The 21,665-nt window shown below is 37.2% G+C and carries 23 protein-coding genes and 1 riboswitch; of the genes, 6 read left to right on the top strand and 17 right to left on the bottom strand.

The genetic code is table 11. The features are described 5' to 3' along the window. Positions 1-17 precede the first annotated feature (17 nt). Positions 18-995 carry an asparaginase gene (locus ASU02_RS13255; RefSeq protein ID WP_057764337.1) on the top strand — a complete coding sequence of 326 codons (978 nt, stop codon included), beginning with the start codon at positions 18-20 and terminating at the stop codon, positions 993-995. 46 nt (positions 996-1,041) lie between these two features. On the opposite strand, the gene ASU02_RS13250 is transcribed toward ASU02_RS13255, so the two are convergent. The 5 genes from ASU02_RS13250 to ASU02_RS13230 form a co-directional block, all read right to left on the bottom strand. Further along, positions 1,042-2,013 (bottom strand): YpdA family putative bacillithiol disulfide reductase, encoded by a 972-nt coding sequence (locus ASU02_RS13250; protein WP_057764335.1) that lies wholly within the window; start codon positions 2,011-2,013, stop codon positions 1,042-1,044. A 288-nt stretch (positions 2,014-2,301) separates the two neighbouring features. After that, complete coding sequence (locus tag ASU02_RS13245; RefSeq protein WP_057764333.1) at positions 2,302-3,576, bottom strand: Glu/Leu/Phe/Val family dehydrogenase; 1,275 nt, start codon at positions 3,574-3,576, stop codon at positions 2,302-2,304. 360 nt (positions 3,577-3,936) lie between these two features. Next, positions 3,937-4,506 (bottom strand): genetic competence negative regulator, encoded by a 570-nt coding sequence (locus tag ASU02_RS13240; RefSeq protein WP_057764331.1) that lies wholly within the window; start codon positions 4,504-4,506, stop codon positions 3,937-3,939. A 132-nt stretch (positions 4,507-4,638) separates the two neighbouring features. Further along, on the bottom strand, positions 4,639-5,412 hold the full coding sequence (locus ASU02_RS13235; RefSeq protein ID WP_057764329.1) for a metallophosphoesterase: 774 nt from the start codon (positions 5,410-5,412) through the stop codon (positions 4,639-4,641). A gap of 123 nt (positions 5,413-5,535) precedes the next feature. Further along, positions 5,536-6,168 (bottom strand): CBS domain-containing protein, encoded by a 633-nt coding sequence (locus ASU02_RS13230; RefSeq protein WP_057764327.1) that lies wholly within the window; start codon positions 6,166-6,168, stop codon positions 5,536-5,538. Between the two features lie 136 nt (positions 6,169-6,304). Here ASU02_RS13230 and ASU02_RS13225 point away from each other — a divergent pair, with 136 nt between their 5' ends. From ASU02_RS13225 to ASU02_RS13215, 3 genes are all read left to right on the top strand, one after another. Further along, on the top strand, positions 6,305-6,532 hold the full coding sequence (locus ASU02_RS13225) for a spore coat associated protein CotJA (RefSeq protein ID WP_057764325.1): 228 nt from the start codon (positions 6,305-6,307) through the stop codon (positions 6,530-6,532). Beyond that, a complete protein-coding gene (locus ASU02_RS13220; RefSeq protein WP_057764323.1) occupies positions 6,529-6,789 on the top strand; it encodes a spore coat protein CotJB in 261 nt (86 codons plus the stop codon). The genes ASU02_RS13225 and ASU02_RS13220 overlap by 4 nt, the downstream gene beginning before the upstream one ends. A gap of 206 nt (positions 6,790-6,995) precedes the next feature. Then, on the top strand, positions 6,996-7,565 hold the full coding sequence (locus ASU02_RS13215) for a manganese catalase family protein (protein ID WP_057764321.1): 570 nt from the start codon (positions 6,996-6,998) through the stop codon (positions 7,563-7,565). Between the two features lie 41 nt (positions 7,566-7,606). On the opposite strand, the gene ASU02_RS13210 is transcribed toward ASU02_RS13215, so the two are convergent. The 5 genes from ASU02_RS13210 to ASU02_RS13190 all read right to left on the bottom strand — a co-directional run bounded on the left by ASU02_RS13210 (position 7,607) and on the right by ASU02_RS13190 (position 11,998). Then, positions 7,607-8,065, bottom strand: a complete 459-nt coding sequence (locus tag ASU02_RS13210; RefSeq protein WP_053476841.1) for a YpbF family protein — start codon at positions 8,063-8,065, stop codon at positions 7,607-7,609. 88 nt (positions 8,066-8,153) lie between these two features. Beyond that, positions 8,154-8,846: a LysM peptidoglycan-binding domain-containing protein gene (locus tag ASU02_RS13205; RefSeq protein ID WP_057764320.1), complete on the bottom strand. Its 693-nt coding sequence runs from the start codon at positions 8,844-8,846 to the stop codon at positions 8,154-8,156. Beyond that, complete coding sequence (locus tag ASU02_RS13200) at positions 8,839-9,438, bottom strand: CPBP family intramembrane glutamic endopeptidase (protein WP_057764318.1); 600 nt, start codon at positions 9,436-9,438, stop codon at positions 8,839-8,841. The genes ASU02_RS13205 and ASU02_RS13200 overlap by 8 nt, the downstream gene beginning before the upstream one ends. Then, positions 9,438-10,943, bottom strand: coding sequence for a RecQ family ATP-dependent DNA helicase (locus ASU02_RS13195; RefSeq protein ID WP_057764315.1), 1,506 nt, complete (start codon positions 10,941-10,943; stop codon positions 9,438-9,440). Before ASU02_RS13195 ends, ASU02_RS13200 begins: the two co-directional genes overlap by 1 nt. Further along, positions 10,940-11,998 carry a helix-turn-helix domain-containing protein gene (locus tag ASU02_RS13190; protein ID WP_057764500.1) on the bottom strand — a complete coding sequence of 353 codons (1,059 nt, stop codon included), beginning with the start codon at positions 11,996-11,998 and terminating at the stop codon, positions 10,940-10,942. The genes ASU02_RS13195 and ASU02_RS13190 overlap by 4 nt, the downstream gene beginning before the upstream one ends. A 302-nt stretch (positions 11,999-12,300) precedes the next feature. Here ASU02_RS13190 and ASU02_RS13185 point away from each other — a divergent pair, with 302 nt between their 5' ends. Further along, positions 12,301-12,549, top strand: a complete 249-nt coding sequence (locus ASU02_RS13185; protein ID WP_053476845.1) for a ferredoxin — start codon at positions 12,301-12,303, stop codon at positions 12,547-12,549. 101 nt (positions 12,550-12,650) lie between these two features. Here the strand turns inward: ASU02_RS13185 and ASU02_RS13180 are convergent, their stop codons facing one another. Next, complete coding sequence (locus ASU02_RS13180; RefSeq protein ID WP_057764313.1) at positions 12,651-13,235, bottom strand: ECF transporter S component; 585 nt, start codon at positions 13,233-13,235, stop codon at positions 12,651-12,653. A 163-nt stretch (positions 13,236-13,398) separates the two neighbouring features. Then, a riboswitch (FMN riboswitch) is annotated at positions 13,399-13,604 on the bottom strand. A gap of 207 nt (positions 13,605-13,811) precedes the next feature. Between ASU02_RS13180 and serA the strand changes: the two genes are divergently transcribed. Beyond that, positions 13,812-15,392 (top strand): phosphoglycerate dehydrogenase, encoded by a 1,581-nt coding sequence (gene serA, locus ASU02_RS13170; protein WP_057764309.1) that lies wholly within the window; start codon positions 13,812-13,814, stop codon positions 15,390-15,392. A 292-nt stretch (positions 15,393-15,684) separates the two neighbouring features. Here serA and ASU02_RS13165 read toward each other — a convergent pair whose 3' ends face one another. From ASU02_RS13165 to ASU02_RS13140, 6 genes are all read right to left on the bottom strand, one after another. Continuing rightward, positions 15,685-16,497: a histidinol-phosphatase gene (locus tag ASU02_RS13165; protein ID WP_057764307.1), complete on the bottom strand. Its 813-nt coding sequence runs from the start codon at positions 16,495-16,497 to the stop codon at positions 15,685-15,687. A gap of 64 nt (positions 16,498-16,561) precedes the next feature. Beyond that, on the bottom strand, positions 16,562-16,741 hold the full coding sequence (locus ASU02_RS13160) for a hypothetical protein (RefSeq protein ID WP_057764305.1): 180 nt from the start codon (positions 16,739-16,741) through the stop codon (positions 16,562-16,564). A gap of 105 nt (positions 16,742-16,846) precedes the next feature. Further along, a complete protein-coding gene (locus ASU02_RS13155; RefSeq protein ID WP_057764303.1) occupies positions 16,847-18,076 on the bottom strand; it encodes a GerMN domain-containing protein in 1,230 nt (409 codons plus the stop codon). After that, positions 18,051-18,602 carry an RNA polymerase sigma factor SigX gene (gene sigX, locus ASU02_RS13150; protein WP_057764301.1) on the bottom strand — a complete coding sequence of 184 codons (552 nt, stop codon included), beginning with the start codon at positions 18,600-18,602 and terminating at the stop codon, positions 18,051-18,053. Before sigX ends, ASU02_RS13155 begins: the two co-directional genes overlap by 26 nt. Positions 18,603-19,113: 511 nt before the next feature. After that, positions 19,114-20,895 carry an ATP-binding protein gene (locus ASU02_RS13145; RefSeq protein WP_057764299.1) on the bottom strand — a complete coding sequence of 594 codons (1,782 nt, stop codon included), beginning with the start codon at positions 20,893-20,895 and terminating at the stop codon, positions 19,114-19,116. Continuing rightward, entirely contained in the window at positions 20,892-21,608 is a 717-nt protein-coding gene (locus tag ASU02_RS13140) for a response regulator transcription factor (protein WP_057764297.1), read from the bottom strand. The genes ASU02_RS13145 and ASU02_RS13140 overlap by 4 nt, the downstream gene beginning before the upstream one ends. Positions 21,609-21,665 lie beyond the last annotated feature (57 nt).

The raw sequence follows: 21,665 nt of genomic DNA, 5'->3' as shown, positions 1-21,665 counted from the left end.
CCTTGGAGGAATGTAAGATGCAGAAGAAAAAGATACTTGTAATCCATACAGGCGGAACGATATCTATGAGTGAAGATGCCTCAACAGGTGCTGTGAAACCAACCGAAAATAATCCTTTAACACAAAAAACAAATGAATTATTAACTTTAGCTGACATTGTTATCGAGGAACCATTTCACCTTCCTTCTCCACATATTACTCCTCTTGAAATGTATGAGCTAAAAAAAATTATTGATAAATATATTGCTTTGAATGAAATTTCAGGTGTAGTTATTACCCATGGAACAGATACATTAGAGGAAACAGCTTATTTTCTTCACTTAACTATTGAAACATCCATGCCAATTGTAGTGACAGGTGCCATGCGTTCAAGCAATGAAATAGGCGCTGATGGACTTTACAATTTAATATCATCTATTCGAGTTGCCTCTTGTGAAGATGCAAAGAACAAAGGTGTACTTGTTGTCCTTAATGATGAGATCCATACAGCAGAAAATGTAACAAAAACTCATACAAGTAATGTTTCCACTTTCCAAAGCCCGCAATATGGACCTATTGGCATTGTTACGAAGAGAGGGGTATTTTTCCACCATCTTCCGACTGTAAATGAATATTATCCAATTTCCGGAATCTCCAAGAGGGTCGCATTAATTAAGGCCCACGCCGGAATGGACTCTACTCTGTTATGGGCGATCAGAGATTTGGAATTTCATGGTGTAGTTATAGAAGCACTAGGACAGGGTAATTTACCGCCTGCTACCGTTGACGGGATTAAATCACTTATTGAGAAGAATATCCCAATCGTTATCGTTTCCCGCTGTTTTAACGGAATTGCTCAGGATGTTTATGGATATGAAGGCGGCGGAAAACATTTAAAAGATTTAGGAGTTATTTTTTCTAACGGTTTGAATGGACAAAAAGCAAGACTGAAACTTTTAATTGGACTAGAGAGCACTCAAAACATAATGGATATTGAAAAAATATTCCAAGTCTAATAGCTTAAACGAAAAGAAATCGACCATCCAGCCGATTTCTTTTTGTTTACACTTTATTCTTATTTTTGATTGCCTGTGCAATAAGTCCACCATGGAAACGGCCATTTTCAATAAAAATTTCATTGGCATTGTTTCCTGCTGCTATGACTCCGGCAATATAAATGCCCGCGATATTTGTTTCCATCGTTTCACTATTAAATATAGGCCTTCCCGATTCAGTGTCTATCTGTATACCCATTGCTTCTAAAAAGTCATGATCAGGGTGATAGCCTGTCATTGCAAATACGAAATCATTTTTAACCTCGTAAACTTGATCATCTTTTGTATAGATGACTTTCTCATCAAGAATTTCTTTCACATGTGATTGGAATTCCATTCGAATCACCCCATTTCGAACGAGTGAATCAAATTCTGGCAATATCCAAGGCTTAATGCTAGGAGAGTATTCCTTCCCCCGATAAATCACTGTAACTCTTGCCCCTGCCTTCACCAATTCCAACGCAGCGTCTACACTGGAATTCTTACCACCAACAACGACAACGTCTTTATCAAAAAACGGATGAGCTTCTTTAAAATAATGGAACACCTTTGGCAATTCTTCACCTGGAATATTCATATAGTTTGGGTTGTCATAATAGCCTGTTGCAATAATCACATACTTTGCTGTATATTGATTTTTATTCGTCAGAATTAGAAAATCTTCGCCATCCCGCTTTGTCACCTTAGTAACTTTTTCGTATGCATTCACCTTTATATTCTTTCTATTAACCACTTCTCGATAGTACGTTAAAGCTTCATTTCTTCGAGGCTTATATTCAATTGTTATAAAAGGAATGCTCCCAATCTCTAGCTTTTCACTAGTACTAAAAAAAGTTTGATGTGTTGGATAATGGTAGATCGCGTTCACAATGTTTCCCTTTTCAATAATCAAAGGACTATAGCCAATCTCCTGCAGTGCAATAGCTGCAGCCAGCCCACATGGACCTCCCCCGACAATAATGACATCTTCTTTATTCATTTTTTTACTCCTTTAATTGTAATAATTCCGTGCAAAACCGTAGTTTGTAAATAGTTTTGCTGTTAATTATTAATTGGTAGCGGTTGACTTTCACTCCAGATAGCAGCGATCCGCGGAGTCGGCAATAAGCCTCCTCCCACTGGTGTCCCGCATTTTTGGCTCCAATCAACTATCATTTTGTCAACAGTCATCCTATCCTATGACAAACCAAGACTCTTTAGATAAGAGTCTTTAAAAAATCCCCTATCCTTAAGGATAGGGGATTTTTCATAAATATTCAAATATACATTATACCCAGCCACGGAATCTTGATGCTTCAGCCATTTTTCTAACTCCGACCATATAAGCAGCAAGTCGCATATCTACTTTCCGTGATTCAGCAGTTTCATAAATATTTTCAAATGATTTGACTAAAATCTTTTCTAATTTTTCTTCCACTTCTTCTTCTGACCAGTAGTATCCTTGATTATTTTGAACCCATTCAAAATAGGAAACTGTTACTCCACCTGCAGAAGCCAATACATCTGGAACTAACAAAATGCCTCGCTCAGTTAAAATTTGTGTTGCCTCTAAAGTAGTTGGACCATTTGCAGCCTCAACAACAATCTTTGCTTTTATGTTATGAGCGTTTTCATCTGTAATTTGATTTTCAATTGCTGCTGGAACCAAAATATCACAATCTAATTCCAAGAGCTCTTTATTAGTAATAGTATCATTGAATAAATTCGTTACTGTTCCGAAGCTATCGCGACGGTCTAGTAAATAATCGATATCCAGACCATTTGGATCATGTAGTGCACCATAAGCATCTGAAATACCAATTACTTTTGCTCCCGCATCATGTAAGAATTTGGACAAGAAACTTCCTGCATTCCCAAATCCTTGCACAACCACTCTTGCACCTTTTAATTCAATTCCTCTTCTTTTTGCTGCTTCATTAATGCAAATTGTTACCCCTTTAGCCGTTGCAGATTCACGGCCATGAGATCCACCTAGAACTAATGGTTTCCCAGTAATAAACCCTGGTGAGTTAAACTCATCCATTCTGCTATATTCATCCATCATCCATGCCATGATTTGTGAGTTAGTAAATACATCTGGTGCTGGGATATCTTTCGTCGGGCCAACGATTTGGCTGATTGCACGAACATACCCTCGGCTTAACGCTTCTAATTCACGGAAGGACATGTTTCTTGGATCACATACGATTCCGCCTTTTCCTCCGCCATAAGGAAGGTCCACAATTCCACATTTTAAACTCATCCAAATAGAAAGTGCTTTCACTTCTTTCTCTGTCACACCTGGATGGAAACGAATACCACCTTTAGTTGGGCCAACTGCATCATTATGCTGCGCCCGGTAGCCAGTAAAGACTTTCACAGTTCCATCATCCATCCGGATTGGAATTTTCACTGTCATCATTCGAAGTGGCTCTTTTAAAAGCTCAAACACTTCATCAGAATACCCTAGCTTCTCCAATGCCTTGTGAATGACAGTTTGAGTTGACTTTAATACGTCAAGTTTGTCTTCTTTATTCGTTTCAGTACCATTATTGGCTACCATTAGTAAACCTCCTAGAAATCTCTATCATTTGTTGTCCGCTTTCATGACATAGTATACACCTTTGTTTAATTTATGCAAGATGAAAAAAGGTTTTTTTCGCATTTTTCGATAATTTTATGTAAACGCTCTCAAGCAGAATAGCGCAAGCGCCTTGATCATCGCCTTACAAACAGGAGGGGCTTTTACTGAGATAAAGGAAACGCAGTAAGCGTGAGCGAACCGATGTTGATTTATCGCAGGATGGAGACCCGAAGTTTAATAGGCGATAAGCGCTGCAGCTTGACAGTAAACCAATTTAAATACGTTATAAAATTAATTATCTGGTTGTGCATAAAAGAGGGGAGTGAGATCCTCCCCCTTTCAATGAAAGTATTTCATGATTGTTTCAATGGCATGATCTTTGATAATTTCCTTTCCATATTCCTGTAATGTATGAATACTGACTAATGATGGATTTCCATATTCAGCAAGGATCGCAATAAGCTTGTTTAATTCATTCGGGTCATCAAGCCCGAGGTAAATATAATATTTATTATGATAAGCGTAGAGTGATTCAAAATTCATAGGAGTCATGCTTAACCGTTTCGCTAACTGAATGACATGTTCGAATTCTTCAACTTCAAAAAGAATATCCTTGCCCTCAATTATTACCTGCATTTCGATAAAGCTGTCCTCAAAGCTATCTTCCTGCTCTTCCATTGTGACAATCATAATCATACCTTGTGCCTGCATGGAAAAAATCTCAACTGCAACAGAGCCCTGAAATTCAACACCAAATTCGTCACTTGCTTCTTCGAGCATTTCATGGAATAGCTGATGCCATTTCATAGAATCTTTCCATATATCTTCCTTCGTCAAACCTCTTTCTGATAAATCATCTAACGTTAGAAATATCTTAATTTTATTATAATTCAACCGTTCTAAGCGCATGCAAATGCCCCCTGCCGTGAACCAACTCTTTTATTTAGTGTATGAGAACAATATTTGTTTGTGAGTCGTCCACGCATATTACTAAACGGCTAATACTTTATTTGCAAATGAAAGCCATAACAAGGAGCGAGATTAACCTCTCTTTAAGGTAATAAGATGCGTTTCAGCTTTAGCACCTAATCTTAGCGGGAGAGCGGTTGTTCCATACCCATTACTAATTAACAGAGTCGTCTGCTTCATTTTTTTTAGTTTTCCTTTTTCATATGGACTGTATCCAAAGATATGAATTTGCCCTCCGTGGGTATGGCCGCTTAAAACAAGTCTTATCTGATGTTCATTTTTTATTCTGCTGACTACTTGCGGATTATGGCTTACCATGATTCTAAACCCTTCATCCGTGCCTGCATCTGTTAATGCAAGATCTAAGCGATCTCTTTTTAAGCTAATATCATCAATACCCATAAAAATCAGCCGCTCACCTTCAGCTGATTCAAAAAATGCAGCAGTATTATCGAGAATTTTCACACCACAATCGAGCAATAGTGCATCTAAATACCGATAGTCCAACTCATAATCATTATTGCCCCACACAAAAAGAACATCACCGAGCGTCTTCAATTTGAGGAGGTTTTCTTTTATTCTTTCAAAAGAAACACCTTTTTCTGCTAAATCCCCGCCAATTATTACAATATCCGCTTTCGAATGCTGAACTTCCTGTATAATTTGATCAGAAATTACTCTTTTATGTATATCAGAAATAAAAAACAGCTTCACTTCACCAAACGTTTCGGGAAAATCAGAAAATGTAATCTCCTTATATATGACACGATTAGCAAAGGCCTCCTTTACCATATAAATAATTAGTCCAATTAATAAGATAAATATAACTAAGAACAAATATCCCATATTTCCTCCTGCTCAAAATTCCTAGCTTTTTTCACTCTTTAAAAAGAATAACACATGCACGAAACAAAAAAACCCCTCCCATAATAAATGTGTGAGAGGGGCAGCCCATTTACCGCTTAAATGCTAGCTTTCCTTTACATCAAGAACACGAAAACCTGAACCTTCGAGCTTTTCGATAAACTTGTCTATATTGTCTTTCTTCTCAATTTTCATGACGATTCTTCTGATCAGCCGATCTGTTTCATCAAAAGTAACGAGTGAGATAATTTGTTCGTGGAATTGCTGGGAAATATCTGCTAAACGAGCTAGTCTCCCTTCCGTTTCAGAAGAAGTAAAAGCAATTCGAATGCCTGGCTTATTCATTCCAAAAGCAGATTGAAATTGAGCAAGAACGTCATAACGTGTCACGACCCCCAAAAACTTTTGGTTGTCATCTAACACAGCAAGCAATGGGAAATCTTTCAAATCAATAAGCGTGTGTTCAAATATTTCATCCCCACGTAAATAATGTTCTTTATGGGTCGCAATTTCCTTCACTTGAGTATTCTGTAAATAATCTTCCTTTGTTTGTTCAGCTTTAAAGTAATTTTCATAAATTCCGTATCGTGTAACAATCCCAACATAGGAATCCCCATCTATAACTGGTAACCCATCAATTTGATGCTCTTCTAATTTTCCAAGGGCTTCCTTAACGGTCTTGTCGTGATCAATCGTATAACTCTTATATTTTGGAATCATAACGCTTTTCACAAACATTATTATCACCTCTAAGTATTATTTACAGCTACAAATTTAGTATTCTACACGAAACTGCAAAACCCTTTTTAAAATAAACATGAAAGCAAAATTTTATACATATGATTGAATGACCTACTTACAAAGGAGGGATTACATGTTTACACCTAATAAAACTTACTACCCCTATATCAGCCCTTTCGATCCATGCAAACCCATTAAAGTAAAGACCTACTCCACTCCCCCTAATCTTTACATGGGGTTTCAGCCTCCAAATCTCCCTCAATTCTCTCCGATGGAGGCTTTAAGAGCTGGAACACTATGGAAACCATTCTATGACCCATATTTCAGTCCTTATGAGAAAGTAAAGGGGGGACAGTCATGAAACAGCTGCCAGCAGAATATTATCAGCTTTTGGAACAGCTCCAGGCTGTAGACTTCGTTTTAGTTGAACTCAATTTATACCTTGACACACATAATGGGGATGAAGAAGCAATTAAGCAATTTAACTATTACGTCAGTGAGAGGAAAAAATTAAGGAAGGCATATGAAAGTCAATTTGGTCCACTTATGCACTTCGGTCACAGTTATTCAGGCACCCCGTGGGATTGGGACGATGCCCCATGGCCTTGGCAAGTTTAATAGCCTTTGTATCTTCGAATCAACCTTACAGCTACTTGTTCCTACGATGATTATTCTAGGGCGTTTTGCTTTATGCTCTGGGTCGATAAGCATAAGACGTACCGGGATGAAGTTTATTTTTTTTAACCTTCTTGACGGTTTGACTTATGATTCGAACCCTAGGTGCTACTGGTTATACCAATCGCCATTAGATAAGGAGGGGTTCTATGTGGGTCTATGAAAAGAAATTACAATATCCTGTTCGAGTCAGTACTTGTAACCCAATGCTTGCAAAATTTTTGATTGAACAATACGGGGGAGCGGACGGAGAACTTTCAGCTGCATTAAGATACTTAAATCAAAGGTATACGATTCCAGATAAAGTGATAGGACTTTTAACAGATATCGGAACAGAAGAGTTTGCTCATTTAGAGATGATTGCCACAATGGTATTTAAGCTAACTAAAGATGCCACACCAGAACAAATGAAGGCCGCAGGGTTAGGTGCACATTACGCAAATCACGATAATGCCCTTTACTACGAAAATGCGGGCGGTGTCCCTTGGACTGCTACGTATATTCAAGCAAAAGGAGATCCGATCGCGGATTTATACGAGGATATTGCTGCGGAAGAAAAGGCTCGAGCTACCTATCAATGGATTATCAATATGAGTGACGATACAGATTTAAATGATAGTTTACGCTTTTTAAGACAACGAGAGATTATACATTCCCAGCGCTTTAGAGAGGCCGTTGAAATTCTGAAAGATGAACAAGGTAAAAAGAGAATATTTTAATAGACTAGAAAAGAAGCAATTCACCATGCTTCTTTTCTAGTTTATTTATTTTCATGAAAAAGATTAATATCATAATTTGCTTTCATCATGTCAAAAACAAGATGCCTGTTTTTCCATTCCTCTTCCTTTTTCCAGAGATCCTTGCTTTTATCAATGATTTCACATCTTAATGCATGGTATTCCTTCTCTGCTTTTTCTCTTTTGGCTTTTAATAAATTCATTAACCCATACAATCCGACTGTGAAAACAATTAAATATAAATTAGCTGAATTATTCACATAAGCAGAAAACATGGCAGCAAAGGAGTAGGAATACGGTTCAATCACTGTTTGATTAATATAAAGTAAATAGAAGAAGGTTATAAAAACCGTTGCCCACATCACATAAAGATGTCGGCGCTTAAAATTATCAAACTTTCTTTTTCTTTCTACTACCTTTTGAAGCATTTTTCTTGTTGCTTGATCCGTTCTTTCATCAAGCATTTTAATCGATGATTCCATTTTCCCCCTCCTCGTAAAGCCCATACAGCTCACTATACTCCTACTATATGAGCTTGTACGCAGGGATATGATTAAGGAGGCTGGAAAATTACTTCTTGGGAATCGTTAATACTTGGCCGACATGAATGTCGGTACCGTTCAAATTATTCGCCTTTCTTATAATTTCAACACCATCTTGAGATTGGTAATACTTTAAAGCAATACGAAACAAATTTTCATTTGACTTAACTGTATGATAAGTGACTGCTGCTTCCTCTTTTTGTTCTTCTTGTTCTTTTGGCAGTTCTTGATTTGATTGATTTTCGGATTCTTTTGAGGTTTCCGGCAAACCTTTATCATTTTCGTCGCCATTAACTGGATCCCTTGGAGTTGGGATAGAAGAATCAGAATCTGCCTGATTATTATTTTTAGCTGCGTCATCTTTTGTATTCGGAGGATCCTCTTTTACTTCTATCACGGTCTCTTTGTCTTTTTTATTTTCATAGCCTACCGTTTCAAAACCTGAATTGGTTGTGCTCGCCTTTTCAGAACTTCTCGGGCTATCGCCATTCAAAGAATGATAAATACTTAAAACCGCTATTGGCAGCAAGATAAAAAATAAAGCAAGTAAACTAATGACAGGATACTTTATTTTCCATTTGTTTTTCTTTTTTTTCTGGTGGTGAAGCCTGCTCCTCGGCGGCAATTTTTCTTTAACCGGTTCATTTTCATTATCTGAATTTTTCTCAATTTTCTTCCTAAGCCGTTCAGCCTGATCTCTGTAAGGATCTTCTCTATTCATTGAACATCCCTTCCTGTTTGTTATTACGGTTCCTTATAAGTATGCCAAGTAAAAAATCTATAATAAAATGCATAAAAATGGTTACCCATAAATTCCCCGTTAGTAAAAAAAGATAACCAATAAAAAAGCTTAAAACAATAATATTTACAAATAAAAACCAGTTAAATAAATAGCGATAATGAACGATAGCAAAAATAATACTAGAGAACACTAATCCGACATGCGTCTGGATAATGCCCCGAAATAATACTTCTTCGCAGATGGCAACTACTGCTGCAATGAATGCGATGTGTATGATATTTCGGTTACAAAAGATTCTCTCATTTAAACCCCCATCATCATAATAAGATGCCGGAAGGATCCTCATTAAAATAAGGTCCAGCAAGACCACTGCTATACCAGCCACTCCACCAATTAACAATATGCGGGTATCATTCCACTGAAACAGGTTAAGAAACTCAGAAAAATTATCAAATAAAAAGATACCTAAAATAAATGAAATCGTTAATAGGATCAATTGGGTGAAATAGAGATGGAATAATAGCTGTTTAGCAGGAATTTCTTTAATCATATCAGCATAATTGTTCTTCATCAGTCTCGCTCACTTACTAAAAGAATTTTTGCCAAATGTTTTTTCCAATCAAAAAAATTATCGGCAGATTTGTGATTATCTGTTTTCGAATAAAAAACAGTTAAATCAATTCCACATTGATCGCAGCAATCATTTATCTCTATTGTCTTGTCTTCTTCAAAATACTTCAAGATATTTTTTCTTCTGCAGCCATTTAATTGTGTCTGAGTCCATATAAGCATTTCGTTAATTTTTTTCCTCTTCACCTGAAGACGCTCATTAATAAAGTCTTTTAATTGCTCAAATCTTTGTTGAACAGGCTTGTCCGTGTTCCTAAATAAATAATCCTCCACTAACCTCCATTGAATCTCTGTTAAGCCAGAAAGACTTCTCACCTCATTATCACGTTCAGCTAAATCTTTGATTAAATCCTTATTCTCTTCAAGCAAGCGATAGACAAAATCAAGCTGTTCCTTACTTGGCAGTTCTCCCTCAGCAAGCTGATATGGGAGCTGCTCATCTCCAGGAGAATATAAAAGAAGAGCAATACTTTTCAGCCCATCCCTGCCTGCTCTTCCAATTTCCTGCAAATAGGATTCAAGCTGAAGCGGCATATGAAAATGAATCACATAACGAATATTTTCTTTGTTAATCCCCATCCCGAATGCACTAGTAGCACAAATGACATCCAACTGGTCATGGAGAAATTGCTGTTGAATAAGAACCCTATTCTCCTGCTCCATCCCTCCATGATATGCCATCACCCGATTGGTCCCATATCGTTTTAATTGAATGGCCATCTTTTCAGCCATTTTTTTACTGGAAAAATAAACGATCCCCGGTCCTTCAAGAGTTTGTACCAGCTCCACTAATCGATCAGATTTATCCTGATAAGAATCAACGACTTCAACAGCTAACGCAATGTTCGGACGATCTACCGAATAAATATATTCATTCCATTTTATTAAACCTAGCGAAGATATGACTTCTTCCTTTACCTCTTGTGTTGCTGTTGCAGTTAAAGCAAGGGTTAAGGGGTTTCCTAATTCTCTTCTGAAATCCCCAAGCCTCAAATAATCAGGTCTAAAATCATACCCCCACTGAGATATACAGTGTGCTTCATCAATGACAAAAAGTGCTATTTGAAGCTCCTTCAGTCTATTCAAAATAAAGTCAGATTTCAGCATTTCCGGAGAAAGAAAAATAAATTTATACGTGTCCAATTGAGATAAGGCCTGGTTTTTCTCCATTGATGTTAAAAAAGAATTGAACGCAATCACTCTCTTTTCCCCGTTCATCATTAACTGTTCCGTCTGGTCCTGCATTAGAGATAACAATGGAGAAATAATGACAACTGGTCCATTTAACAAATAGCCTGACAACTGATAACATAATGATTTTCCAGTTCCAGTAGGCAGCATCGCTACTGTATGATTGCCGTCTAATATGGAGGAAATTACTTCCTTTTGTCCAGTTCTAAAAGCGGTGTAGTTAAAATACTGTTTCAAATGCTCTTCCAGCTTCACTTCTTTTCACCACCTTGTGCTAAAACTAAACGGATTTCAAAATAATCTGCATCTGGGACAAGTTCACGAATATGTTTAAGCTGTTTCGATGTTACTGAATTTATTGCCTTTTTAATTTTCTGCTGCTTATCTAAATTTACGAAGGCAGATACATCAAAATAAGGAATATTCAAAGCGATTTCGACGAGATGATCTTCTATCGTGTTCTTTTTCAGATTCCGCATATGTGCAATTTCATCAAGTGTGTATCCGGACTGTAACAGATTCAACGTTCGATGGCTTGATTCAGTTAGAGAAGCATCCCTTTTTTTATCCTCTATCATATAACTAAGAAGCGGAAAGTCCCTTTGTTTCGTTCCTACTCTTTCCAGCATATAATGAAGGAGACCAAGAAATTGTATGTGATAAGCGTCTACGTCCATGTCAAATTGATCAGCTGCCTGAGACTCAGTTAGTCCAATTATTTGATAGCCTGTTAATCTCTTCACAAGTATAGACGGATCCAAATCGTCTATTGTTTCTAAGCATCCCACAAGTTCATCGTATAACTGATCTGCTAATTCATCTTTGCTAAGCTTCCGTTTATATAAGTAATCTTTTAACCACTGATGAAGTTCCTTGCTCTTTTGAATGGGCAAATATTTAGAATTGTGATTTTTCAGCTGAGAGATCACTTGAACAGCAAGTGAAAGTCTCTCCCAAAAAACAACTGCTAAATTATGATACTTCCAGCCATTCAAATTTGCTGGAATAGGATTTGATTTAAAGTACTCACTAAGTCGCTTTACACCCACGGGTGTCACATAATAACTCTGCTCTTTATATTGTGAAATGAATCCCTGCTTCTTCAGAAGGTCAATGAGCATTTCTAATTCTACTCTTTTTAGTAACGGAAACGTACAGAAAAAGGACGTTAAATGAAAAAAATGAGCATCTTGAATGGTTTGCGACGATTTCTTTCCATTCAATAGATGAAGAATGGAATATACTGTCCGCTCCCCATTAATTTTATGTAAACAGTACAAAATAATCATAGATAGAAAAGAATTTTTCATCATATCACACAGCCTTGGATTTTTAACTTTTCAATAGTTAAAATAATTCTATTTTTCTTTAAAAATTTGGTTTCTTATATGATAGGAACTTTCTATTCCCTATTATTTTATCATGAATTAAAATTTTGAGTCTGATTAAATCTCACATTTATAGGAAATCGGCTCAAACTTGGTGTGATAAGCATTCTCAATACTTTTTCTATTGAAATGTTGACCATTCAGTTTTACAATAGGTATGAGGAATACGTTTTAATCTTCAAAAAATATCAGAATATTTGTTTTAAATTTTGGGAGGTTTTTTCATGGCAAAGTATACAATTGTTGACAAAGAAACATGTATCGCATGTGGGGCATGTGGAGCTGCTGCACCAGACATTTATGATTACGATGACGAAGGCATTGCATTCGTTACACTAGATGATAACCAAGGAATTGTTGAGATTCCAGATGTATTAATCGACGACATGATGGATGCTTTTGAAGGCTGTCCAACTGATTCCATTAAAGTTGCTGATGATTCATTCGATGGAGATCCACTTAAATTTGAATAGTTACTTTTATAGTGAACGCTACTGCTCCCTTTTTTATTAAAAGGGAGTTTTTTTATTTTATAGAAAAAGCAACGGTGCAGGCCGTTGCTTTCTTTTTTATATTAGATCGCATTCTTATATGAACCTTGTTTGTTAATCCAAGGACTCATGCGCGTAAACAATAGCATAAATACAATAGTAATTAATAACCCTTTTACTATATTAAACGGCAAAATAGCTGTGACAACGACTGTCCGTATTTCTGGAGCAGACATTGCCGGCATATTCAAAAAGAGGGTATATGCAGGATAAATGATAAAGTAATTTAATACACTCATGATCACAGCCATAATAAAAGTGCCAATTACTAATCCGAATGTCATCCCTTTTTTTGTTTTTAGTTTGTTAAACACGAAATATGTCGGTATTACAAACAGGATACCCGCTACAAAATTTGCAATATGGCCTACTGGTACGCCAGTTGCACTTCCAGTCATAAAGTAATCCAATATGTTCTTTATTAGTTCAACTAAAATCCCTGCTACTGGACCAAAGATTAACGCAGCAATCAATGCAGGTATATCGCTAAAGTCAATCATTAAAAAATTTGGAAATGGCGGTAACGGGAAATTTAATAGCATCAAAATGTATGAAATGCTGCTTAGCATTCCAATTCCAACTAAAGCTTTAACCGTAAGTTTTTTCATGTTCCTCTCTCCTTGTTAGGACTATCTCTCCTAAAGAAGAAAGGTTCAGCAGTATTAAAAAGCCCAAGCAAAAGAAAACCCCCAAGCTCATCACTTGAGGGAGATTACAAAGGCTCACTAAATAAACGTTCAAACAACCTGCATCTTTGAACGTCTGCAGAACCTCCATCTTCTCCCATCCAGACTGTACTGTCGGCTTTGGATTTGCACCAAATCCTGCCCCAAATTAAAGTATATCCAAAGATATCATCAGCATTTACTGCTAAGCTTTCATTGAATCATTACTTTAGCTTTTATAGGCTCGCGGGCTTAGAGTAATTAACACTCATCACCGCCGGTCGGGAATTTCACCCTGCCCCGAAGATAGACCGTATAATTTTATACAAATAATATTATACTCGAAAACAATTAAAAAGAAAAGGCTTTAACTTTGCCATTATCCGGACTAAAAATGGCAATCTTTCAAATCCCACAATAGAAAACGCTTACAAATAAAATGAGGATATTTATTGAATTGACAGATGTCTCTCTGTCTTGTAAAATTATCTGAAAATTATTTCCATATGGGGTGTGTACATGTTTACTATTTTAGTTGCTGATGCAATTAGCAAAGAAGGTCTGCAGCCGTTATTAGAAATGGAAAATGCTCTGATTATTCAAAAAAAAGCCTCGGATCCAGAAGTTAACTTAGAAAACATTGATGCCTTACTTGTAAGAAGTGCAACAAAGGTTAACAATGAATTATTAAACAAGATGCCAAATCTAAAAATTATCGCCCGCGCTGGTGTAGGTGTTGATAATATTGAAGTGGAAGCTGCAACACGCAAAGGCATCGTTGTCATTAATGCTCCTGATGGAAATACAATTTCTACTGCTGAACACACATTTGCCATGATGGCCTCCATGATGAGAAATATTCCCCAAGCACATCAAACAGTCAAAAATTTGGAATGGAAACGAAATAATTATCTTGGTACTGAACTCTACGGAAAAACATTAGGCATTATTGGAATGGGAAGAATTGGTACGGAGCTTGCTAAACGATCAAAAGCATTTGGCATGATGATTAAAGTATTTGATCCATTTTTAACTAAAGAACGCGCTGCAAAGCTTGGAGTTGAATCATGCAACATTGACACAGTGTTACAAGATGCAGACATTATCACTGTTCACACCCCGTTAACAGCTGAAACAAAAGGCATGATTAATGAGAAGGCTTTAAGCAAAACAAAAAAGGGTGTTTTTTTTCTTAATTGCGCACGCGGAGGCATTATTGATGAACAAGCACTTGCAAAATATATCGGGATTGGTCATGTTGCTGGGGCAGCTCTCGACGTCTTTGAAACGGAACCTCCAGGTGAAAATCCGCTGTTTAAATTTGAAAACGTCATTGCCACTCCTCATCTAGGTGCTTCAACAAAGGAAGCTCAGCTAAATGTAGCTACCCAAGTAGCAAGAGAAGTACGATTATTTCTAGAAAATAACCCAGTCTCAAACTCTATTAATCTACCTGCTATTTCAAAAGATATTTTTGAAAAAATTCGTCCATTTCACCAAATTTCCAAACAAATGGGTTCTATTATATCTCAATGCATAAAAGAAGGGATACATGAAATATCAATTACATATTCAGGAACTGTTGCTGAATTGGAAACTTCCTATTTGACGAAAGCAGCTTTAGCAGGCTTCTTTAAAAATAGAATCGCTGTTAATGTAAACGAAGTAAATGCCTTTCTGACAGCTAAAGAACGGGGAATCACGGTTGGAGAGAAAATATCGGCAGATGCTTACGGCTATGCTAACTGCATTACTGTAACTGCCAAGGGTGAAGAGCATTCATTTGTAATTAGAGGAACATATATTGAGCATTACGGTCCTCGTATCGTTTATTTAAACGGATTTAATATTGATTTTCTTCCAGAAGGAAACCTCCTTTACATTCACCATATGGATCGACCAGGAGTCATTGGCCGTGTTGGAAAAATACTGGGTGATCAATCCATCAATATCGCCACCATGCAGGTTGGAAGAAAAGAAGTGGGCGGCGAGGCCATTATGGTTCTTTCTTTTGATAGGCCATTAGAGGATGACACATTGGCATTACTAACCAAGCTTGATGATATTGTTTCTATCAATCGAATGACTGTAACAGGATAAATAGAAAAGGATGGCTTACTGGTTGAGTCATCCTTTTCTATTTATCCATTATAAAATTTTGATGATCTTGTCTACATTTAGCTCTCTAATACAAGGAATGCCTAGGCTGAAGTTACATTGCACGAGTATAAGCTATTGTCTATCAGAAGAGAGCCTATTACTCAAATCTTCATGCTACTAGTTACAACTCTAAGCAGCCGCCTGCACCCTTTGGTCATTCCACGCCTCTCAGAGCCGACTGGCTTGAACTATTCCTAATGCTGATCTATGGCCTTGCGCATTTCCGCTTGTATTATCCGAGTGGGTATGCTTGTCGTTCACCTTTTGAAAACACCATGATGGATGTATATCCAACATCTTTTGCCAATGCGATGGCTTGATCAAAGTCCGCACCCACATGCTCCGGGAAATGAGCATCTGATGATAATACAATCGGAATATTTTTTGCAAAGCATTTTTCTAACAGCCGTTTATCTGGATATAGTTCTCCCACTGGTTTTCTTAATCCTGCTGTGCTTATTTCAACGCATGTCTTAGATTCGGCTAAAGCATCTGTAGCACGCTCATACTGTTCTAAAAGAAACTCCTCATTCTCCGGCATATATTTAAATATTTTTACTAAATCAATATGTCCAATAATATCAAACAAATTGGACTGGGCAAGCGTAACAACCTGGTCAAAATACTGTTTGTAAATTTCATAAATGTCCCTTTTTTCCCATTCATGCTTGTAATCAGAAAGGTCAATGCCAAAATCTCCTATCCAGTGGATGGAACCGATCACATAATCAAAGGAATACGCTTGAATGAATCGCTTCATTTCCTCATGCTTACCTGGAGTATAATCCATTTCGATCGACATTTTTACATCTACCTCATTTGACCATGCTTGTTGAAACAGTCTTACATAATCCTTCATATCATAATAACGCCGCGCATTTACCCATGGGTTCTGCAAAATATCTGCAGTCTGATAAAAATGATAGGCATGCTCTGAAATACCAAAGCTATTGATTCCTCTTTGTTTTGCCATATCTGTAAACTGCCGTAAATAGTCTAAACTTAAAGTACCTGTTTCCAAATGATTATGATAATCTGTAAGCACTTTGTCGCCTCCCTAATTTTTACCTATTATACTTTGAAGGCTACAGACTAGCAAATCATATATTCTATGAAATAAAATGATCAATTTCCCATGGTGCATCTATTAATTCTGCTGTATGTGCCCTTGTATTTTTTCCGCCAATAAACAACAGGCTGACACATAATACCATGATGATTGCAATAATAAAACGTTTGATATAATCCACCTTGCTCCCCGCTCCTCTTCTTCCTTTAATTCCTGCCATATTCACCTTATGTTGATGACCTTATGTTTATTACAAAAAAAGAAGACAAGCCATTGGCTCATCTTCTTTTATCAGTCTTTATTTATACTGAAGTCTCCACTATCCTTATGGTAAGCTACGCTTATTAGCTGCAACTGGCACTTTAATTTCATTATCTAAATTAAATCGTCCCACCATCTCCACATTCGCATTCTCCATTTTTACAGCCTGGTAGTTAAAGTCTTTAGCTGTTAAGAGAATAGCCTCAATTGTATGCAATGTAGGCTGATCGTTTTTAATATCCGATCCTTCTCCAAAACGAATAATCAATTTCTTTTCTTCTTGGTTTACCTCTGTTTCAAAATTTATATCAGCAGGAATTGAAGCAGTTAATTTTGCTTTATCCTGGTTTTCTTTCATAGCCGCAAATGCTTCGCTAATTGAACTTAGCTGTTCTCCATACGGAACAATATAAGGCTTAGTTTCCGTCTTATTCGGATAATAAAAATAATACGCATGATTTCCATACTCAGGTATAAATTCTTCAATAAACCCGCTATTTCCAAGGTCCATTCCAGGCTTTCCATCAGTCGTAAACTTAATTTCACTAATATCTAAAGAAGACAGCGTGTAGCTTAGTGCGTCATTAAAAACTGATTCAGATGCTGAACCGTCTCTATATGGATGGTCGGCAGGAAAATCGACTGTTAGGACGTTACTTTGCTCATCAAGAGAAAATTCCGCTTTTAATGGGAAATAATCCTTTAGTCCCCATTCTTTTTCATTCAAAGTCATCATATTCTCTTCAAAAAGATCGAATTTGGTTTTATCTTCTCTCTTTGCTACAAGGACACTAACTGGCACAGCCAACATTGCATTTTCATCAGGTATCGCATAAGTCAATACTTCCATCCCGCCAATATCTTCTTCATATACAGCCGTTGCTGAATCATCCACATCCATTGATCTAATCCCAATCTCATCTTGCTCCTCAGGGTTCTCCTCTGCTGTAAAAGGAATCGCACTTTCCTCTTCTATGCTTACTTTTTCCTCTGCTTCTTGTATATCAGCATCTTCCTTCATGGAAATTTTTTGAGAGGACTTTGATTGATTTGCTAGATCTGCCACCTGTTCTTCTGAGTTCTGCCAATTAAAAAGGTTAGGGACAAGAATAAAAAATAGAACAGCAGCTAAAGCAGCTGCAGCTGTAGGCATGACCCATACGCGCTGTTTTCTCTTATTCATCCGCACGGTAATATTTTGGTATATTTCATGAGGATCGCGTTCATCTTTAATTTTTGGCATTTGGCTTAATAAATCTTCAAGCTGTTTATCGCTCCATTCTGACTTTTTCATTTTCCATCCCCTCCTTTCCCATCATTTCCTCCATCTGTTTTTTTAATATTTTTAATGCTCGGTGCTGAGTCGTCTTTACCTTACTTTCTGTCCACCCTAATGCCTCAGCAGTCTCCAAAATTGAAAACTCATGAATATATCTCATAACAATGACAAGTCGCTGATCAACCGTACACTGGTCCAAACACCTGTAAATTTGCTGAATCTCCTCATTTTGCACCGCGATATCCTCAGGTATGGGCTGGTCATCCTTAACCTGAGAAGTAGACCAATCAAACTTTTCTAATATTCTTTGCTTCCATCCTTTTTGTTTACGAAAGGAATCAATTGCCACATTACGGGCAATCGAAAAAAGCCATGTCTTTTCACTGCTTTTCCCTTCAAATCTTTCATACGATTTTAAAACTCTTATATATACCTCTTGTACAAGGTCTTCAGCCTGTTCTTTGTTTTTGACCATATAAAAAAGAAATTGAAAAACGTCATGATGATATTTTCTATATAATTCATCAAAAACGGAGTCCATCGATTCCCCTCCCCGTTCATTAATTTAGTCGAATAAAAAAATGAAAAAGTTACACCTTTAAATATAGTATTTTCCATACAAAAAAGGAAGGATTTTCTCAGGAATCCTTCCTTTTGTATTTGCGCATGATTCATTTGTTTTAAAAAGATGAGAATTACCTAGCTTCAGCGCCTATCGCCTATCAAACTTCAGGTCCCCTCCGCAACGATTGCGTCAACATCGGTTCGCTCTCGCTCACCGTGTTTCCTTTATCGAAAGAACAGGCCCTTCCCAGTTTGTACGGTGATGACCAAGGCGCTTCCGCTTTTCATTGGGTATTGTCTAGCTTCAGCGCCTATCGCCTTTCAAACTTCAGGTTCCCTCCCTACGATAAGTCAACATCGAATCGCTTTTGCTCTTCGTGTTTCCTTTATCTCAGTCGCGGCCCTTCCAGTTTGTACGGCGATGATCAAGGCGCTTCCGCTTTTCTATGTTTCCCGTGTATCAAGAACAATCGGCATAGAATGCGATATTATTCGTTTTTTCGAGGAATAAGGATAGAAAATGTCGTTCCTTGACCAAGTTTACTTTGCACTGTAATTTGACCTTTATGTGCATTGACAATGTTTTTGGCAATAGCGAGTCCTAATCCAGTACCTGATCTTCCTCTTGTTCTCGCTTTGTCCGCTTTATAAAACCGCTCAAACACAAAGGGCAAATCCTCCTCTGGAATACCTGAACCCGAGTCTTTCACCTCAATAATCAAGCCGCGTTCATCCATTCGTTCAGAGACTTTTACAAATCCCTTTTCTGGTGTATGGCGAATCGCGTTATCAATCAGGTTGGTTAATACTTGATCTAATCGATCAGGATCAAATTTAAACCAAGATTCGGTTCCCTCAAGCTCTTGTTCCAGCATAATCCCTTTCTCTTTTGCCAGCCCTTGAAACTTCCGAATAACTTTTTGAAAATAAGTTTGAACTTCAACCTCTTCAATTGTTAATTGAATATGACCAGCTTCCATTCTTGCAAGATCAAGCAGTTCATTGACTAGCCTGCCCATTCTTAAGGATTCATCATAAATAACCCGGGCCATTTCTTTCTTTTCATCATCTGTCCCAGCAATATCATCTACAATGGCTTCACTATACCCTTGCATCATAGAAATAGGAGTCCGGAGTTCATGCGAAACATTCGCGATAAAATCCTGCCTAAGTTTGTCAAGCTGTCTTTCTTCTGTCATATCACGAATAACTGCAACCGCACCACGTATATATTTATTATCATAAAGCGGACTTACAATCATCACCCAGAATCTTCCCTGAATAGAGATTTCACCAACTTGTTCTTTTTCTGTATTAACTGCCTGCTGGAAAAGCTCCATAACCTTTGAAGGAACAGCAGCTGTATCCGTATTGCTTTCCTCTTGTTCATAATACCAGTTATGCAAGAATCGATCTGCAGGAGGATTAGTGATTAGAATCGTACCATCCCTATTAAAAGTAATAACACCATCTGCCATCCCACTTAATATACTAGCAAACTGCTCTTTTTCCTGACTTAAAGCATTCATATTAAATTTCAGCTGTTTTCCCATTTGGTTGAAGGCAATTGCCAATTCACCAATCTCATCATGAGAGGTTAAAGGAATTTTTGTATCAAACTTTCCCCTCGCCACTTCAAATGCTGCCTCCCGCATTTTACGGAGTGGGGCAGTAATCCGAGTTGATAAGAAAAAGGCAAAAATTGTTGTTAAAATGATGGCTACGCCCGCTGCGAGAAAAATAAATTTTGTTGTCGTACGGGTCGTTTCCTGCATAACCTCTAAAGACTGGTATATAAAAACAGCCCCATTTTTATTCCCTGATTCTTGTAAAGGAACACCGATAATTAGTATTTTTGTCTTATCGTTGTCCAATTCCTCTTTAATAGAAAAGGGGGAAATCTTCTGAACTGTTTTCTTTTCTGTAAATACCTTTTGTAAATCTTTATCTTCTGTTAAATACGACAAAGGCAACTTAAACGTTTGGCTTTTATTAGGTGAATAATCATATTCATTTTCATTGTGAATGATAACAATTTTCGTATAGTCATCAACCAATTCCCAAGCAATTTCCAGCCCTATTTCTTTTTCATGCTCCTCCAGTATCCGAGCAATTTTTTGCGCAGTATCTGTAAGCCCTTTTTCAGTTTCATTGATATGATAATTTTCAAAGAACTCTAGGAGCATAATTGTCAATATAAATAACACAAAAGATACAAGCAAAAGTATGGTAATCCACAGTTTACCTACAACACTGCGCCACAGCATCATTCATTAATAACCTCAAACTTATAGCCTACTCCCCAAACAGTTACAATCATTTTTGCTGCTTGTTCTGATACCTTATTTAACTTTTCACGCAAGCGCTTCACATGTGTATCGACAGTTCTTAAGTCACCGAAAAACTCGTAATGCCAGACTTCTTTAAGTAATTGTTCCCGATCGAAAACCTTATCTGGGGATTTTGCTAAGAAGTAGAGCAATTCATACTCTTTCGGAGTAAGACTTACTTCTTTTCCGTCTGCTAATACTCGATGTGCATCATGATCAATCGTTAAATGTGGAAAGACAATAACATCCTTCGCTGTTGTTTCTGTTTGAATGAAAGATGTCTTGGATGAACGGCGAAGCAATGCCTTTACACGCAGAACAACCTCTCTTGGGCTAAACGGCTTCACAATATAATCATCCGTGCCCACCTCAAAACCTTGGACTCTGTTAACTTCCTCCCCTTTGGCTGTTAACATGATGATTGGTGTAGCTTTTTTCTCTCTTACCTCACGGCATACTTCAAGTCCATCTTTCCCAGGCATCATTAAATCAAGCAGAATGACATCATACTCATTTCCTAATGCCTTTGCAACCGCTTCATTCCCATCCTCAGCCTCGTCTATGAAATAGTTTTCCCTTTCCAAATACATTTTTAATAATCGCCGAATTCTTTCTTCATCGTCTACTACTAAAATTTTTACATCTTTATCCATAACTCAATTCCCCCTCTTATCATATATCCCCCAAAATATCTTAAAAGAAGCCCTCAC

Source organism: Cytobacillus praedii, from assembly GCF_001439605.1.
Taxonomy (GTDB): Bacteria; Bacillota; Bacilli; order Bacillales; family Cytobacillaceae; genus Cytobacillus; species Cytobacillus praedii.
Note: the sequence above shows the minus strand (reverse complement) of the source record. Positions and strands in the feature narration are given on the sequence as shown.